Origin of the sequence: Streptomyces sp. PA03-1a (assembly GCF_033792805.1) — a bacterium.
Classification (GTDB): Bacteria; Actinomycetota; Actinomycetes; order Streptomycetales; family Streptomycetaceae; genus Actinacidiphila.
Window position 1 is genome coordinate 1 of sequence record NZ_JARAVO010000406.1, and the last position, 4,169, is coordinate 4,169.

General features: G+C 73.4%; 1 protein-coding gene. It reads left to right on the plus strand.

All coding sequences use genetic code 11. The features are described 5' to 3' along the window. Positions 1–76: 76 nt before the first annotated feature. Positions 77–4,169: MobF family relaxase (gene mobF, locus PV341_RS44050; protein WP_500360864.1), on the plus strand; the 4,093-nt coding region annotated here is incomplete at its 3' end.

Sequence of the window (4,169 nt, forward strand, 5' to 3'; positions counted from 1 at the left end):
TTCGGAGATTTTTATAAGAGACAGTGGGCGGGGTGCGGCGGTGCTGGGGCTTGCCGGTGAGGTGAGCGAGCCGCAGATGCGGGCGTTGTTCGGGCTGGGGATGCACCCGGACGCCGAGGCGATCCTGACGCGCGAAACACGGGCCGGCGCGTCGAAGAAGCGGGCGTGGGATGCGGCGAAGCTGGGCCCTGCGCTACCGGAGCTTGCCGAAGGGACCCCGCTGGACCGTCAGATCGAGCAGGTGCTGCAGCACGAGAGTGAGCAGTTGTGCCGGCCGCTGACCGGGGCCGAAACGAAGAACCTGAAGATGCAGGTTGCAGCGCAGGCGTTCCGCGCCGAGTACCGGCGGGCGCCGGATGACGGGAAGGAACTCGCCCGGTTCCTGGCCTCTCGCACCGGAAAGCAGCGCCAGGCGCGTACCGGGTATGACCTGACGTTTTCCGGCGAGGAGCTGTCGCTGCTGTTCGCGCTGGGCGACGAGCAGGTGCGCCAGGTCGTGCTGGAGGTACTGCAGCAGGCCAGGACCGAGACGGTCGCGTGGATCGAGGACCATGCGCTGGCGGTGCGGAGAGGGACCGGCGGGAAGGCACAGCTGCGGGCGAGGCCCGGTGTGCTGGCGACGGTGTATCTGCACTACGAGTCCCGGGCTGGGGATCCGATGCTGCACGAGCATGTCGTGATCAGCCCCCGCGTTCTGGGCCCTGACGGGAAGTGGCAGAACCTCGATGCCCGCCTGTTGTACCGGGAGGTCGTTTCAGCGTCGGAGCTGTTCAATCAGCGGGCCCTGGAGCTGCTCTGTGGGCGGTTGGGGTTGCGGACCGAGCCGGTGGAAGTGACGGCCGGGCAGCGCCCGGTGATGCAGGTCGTGGGCATCGACGTGCGGCTGCGGCAGCTGTTCTCACAACGCGGGACAGCGATACGGGAGGTGGTTGAGGAACTGGAGGCGGACTACCGGCACCGTCATGGCCGGCAGCCCGGTCTGGCTGCCCGCAAGGGGCTGCAGGAGCGGGCGCGGGTCTCCACGAAACAGGCCAAGCGAACAGCGCGGTCGCTGGACGATCTGCTGGCCGGCTGGCGGCGGCGGGCGATCGCGGCTACGGACCAGGCGACGGTGGACGGCGTTGTGCGGGCGGCGCAGACCGCCGCCCGCACCGCCGGTGAGGCAGCCACTGCGCGCGGCGCCGGTGGGGCAACCGCCGGGATGGCTGCCGACCCGGAAGGGGCTTCCGGCGCCGCCGGTGAACAAGCTCCCGGTACGGGGGCGGAGGTCGTAGGGGCGGGTGGTGACGGTGTGGTGGAGGTGGATGTGGTGGGGGCGGCGGCGGTGGTGCTCGCGGAAGTGTCCGCGTACCGCACGACGTTCCGTCGTCGGCATGTGCTGGCGGAGGCCCGCCGGTATCTCATGCGGACGCTGGCGGGGGCGACCGCGCCGCCTGGTGTCGCTGATGCGATCGCCGACCGGGCGCTGGCCGGGGCGGAGTGTGTGGAGTTGACTCCGCCCGATCTTCACCCCGGGCTGCCTGAGCTGACCCGCGCGGACGGCGAGAGCGCCTACCGAGGGATCGGGTCGCGGACCTACACCACCGCCTCGCTGCTGGCGGCCGAAGAGCGGCTGGTGGCCGCAGCCGGCAGGGGTGTGGTGGCGCCGGTCGGCCGGGAGATTTTTGCCCGGGTGGCCGAGGAGCACGGTGGCGGGCTGGATGCCGGGCAGCGTGAGCTGGCCGCGGCTTTCGCGACCTCGGACAGGCTGCTGCTGGCGGGTATCGGGCCGGCCGGGTCGGGGAAGACCAGCGCGATGCGGCTGCTGGCTCGCGCGGTGGACGCGACGGGCGGCCGGCTGGTCCCGCTGGCGCCTTCCGCCTGCGCCGCCGCCGTATTGGGCACCGACCTCGAGCGGTCCGCGCACACCCTGCATTCCTGGCTGCGCGGGCGTGAGCTGGCCGCCCAGGCCCACCTGGTGGGGGAGGATTTCGGTCTGGGGCCGGGCGATGTGATCGTGGTCGACGAGGCCGGTGCGGCCGGCACCCGCATGCTGGACCGGGTCCTGGCCGATGCCGCCACGGCCGGGGCGGTGGTACGGCTGCTGGGCGACCCCCGCCAACTGGCCGCGGTCGAGTCCGGCGGCGCGCTGCGCCTGATCGCCTCGTGCGGGGGAGTGGTCGAACTGGACCGCCTGCACCGCTTCCGCACCGACGGTGAGGCCGACGCGTCGCTGGTCTTACGTGACGACGACCGCCCGGAGCAGGTGTTCGCCTGGTACCGGGAGCGGGGCCGGATCACCGCCGGCACCCCCGGTGCGATGCAGCAGGCCGTGCTCGACGCGTGGGCCAAAGACACCGTGGCCGGGCGCAGCACGGTGATGACGGCCGCCGACACCGCCACCGTTTCCGCGCTCAACGCCCGGGCGCAGGTCTGGCATCTTTCCCGCGGCATTGTTACGGCCGGCCCCGCAGCCGTCCTGCGCGGGGGGCTGCGCGCGCATGCCGGCGACATCATCGTCACGCGCCGCAACGAACGCCACCGGATCGTGCGCGGCGCCCGCGATTTCGTGAAGAACGGCGACACCTGGACCGTCCAGACCGTCGAGCCCGACGGTGCCCTGATCGTCCGTCACACGATCCATCGCGGCCGTCTGCGGCTGCCGGCCGGCTACGTGGCCGCGTACTGCGAGCTCGGCTACGCCTCCACCATCCACCGCGCCCAGGGCATGACCGTCGACACCTCCCACGCCCTGGCCACGCCCGCCTCGGCTCGTGAGGGTGTCTACGTCCAGCTGACCCGCGGCCGGCACACCAACCGCCTCTACCTGGCCCTGGATTATGACGGCCAGGACGTTGCGGGGGTGCTGGAGACCATCGCTGCCCGGCGCGGCACGCAGGTGTCCGCGACCGAGACCACCGCCGAACTGCAGCAGCGGGCCATCGACCCGGCCACGCTGGCAGCGCAGTACGCGGACGCCGCAGCCGCGGCCACCACCGCCCGCCTGACGGCCGTGCTGGAGCAGGCCCTGGGAGCGGACCGGGCCGCCGTGGTCCTGGCCGCGGACACCTTCCACGCCGTGACCCGCGCGCTGCTGGATGCCGAACGCGCCGGATCCGATCTGCCCGGCCTGCTCGCGCAGGCCATCACACCCGGCCCGGACAGCACCGACGACGGCCCGAACACCACCAACGACGGCCCGAACACCACCAACGACGGGCCGGACGTTACCGATGACGTCCGGGACTCCACGGAGGATGGTGGAGGCTCCGCGGGCGGCGCGGGCCTCGCCGGGCGCCTGCTCCGCCTGGCGCGTGCCGCGCGGGCCGGGCAGGCGGGTGTGACGGGCCCGGCCGGGCAGGCCCCAGCCGCCACTTCGGCGGCCCCAGTGGCCGTTTCCGCCTCCTCGGCTGCGGCTGGGCTGGCCGTGGTGCCGTTGTACCGGCTGCACGCGCTCATGGCCAGGGCCGCATCTTTGCGTGCGGCCGCCCGCAGTGAACTGCAGGCCGCCGAAGCCGCCGCCGGCATGCTGCCGGTCCCGGTCACCACCGGCAGCGGCCGTACCCATGCGGCCTGGCCGCACCGCCCCTACGGTCCGCTGACCCGCACCGAACTGGACACCCACCTGGCTGCTGTCCGCGCCGTCTGCCGGGATGCCGAACGCACCGGCACCCACCTGTCGCCGGCCGCCTCGAACACCGTTGCCGCGCTGACCGCCGAGGACGCCCTGCGCCGTGCTCTGCCATGGCTGGACGCGGCGCGCGAGGACCGGCAACGTGAGCACACGCCCCGCCTGTCGCAGTCCTCGCTGGCCGCGATACGCCGCCACCACAGCGCCCGCGCCTTCGACACCGATCAGCGGCTGCGGCACGCCCGGACCGTTCTTGCCGGGGCCGATGCGCTCAGCGACGCCTTCCACGCCGAACTCAGCCGCCGCGCGGGGCTGCCGGGCCGGCGCGCGCAGCGGCCCCCGCACCCGGCCGACGTGCCTGACTGGGTAGCCGACCGCACCGCGCAGGACCACCCCGGCACCCCTGGCCACTGGCGCCGCCACCTGACCGAACGCCACCGCATCCTGACCTGGGCCCTGGCCCAGCGTGGCCGCACCCTGGCCGGTTCGCCCCCCGCCTGGGCCGAGCCGCTGGGCCAGGGCCCAGGTCAGGATGCGGTGGCGTTCGGTCAGGTGGCGG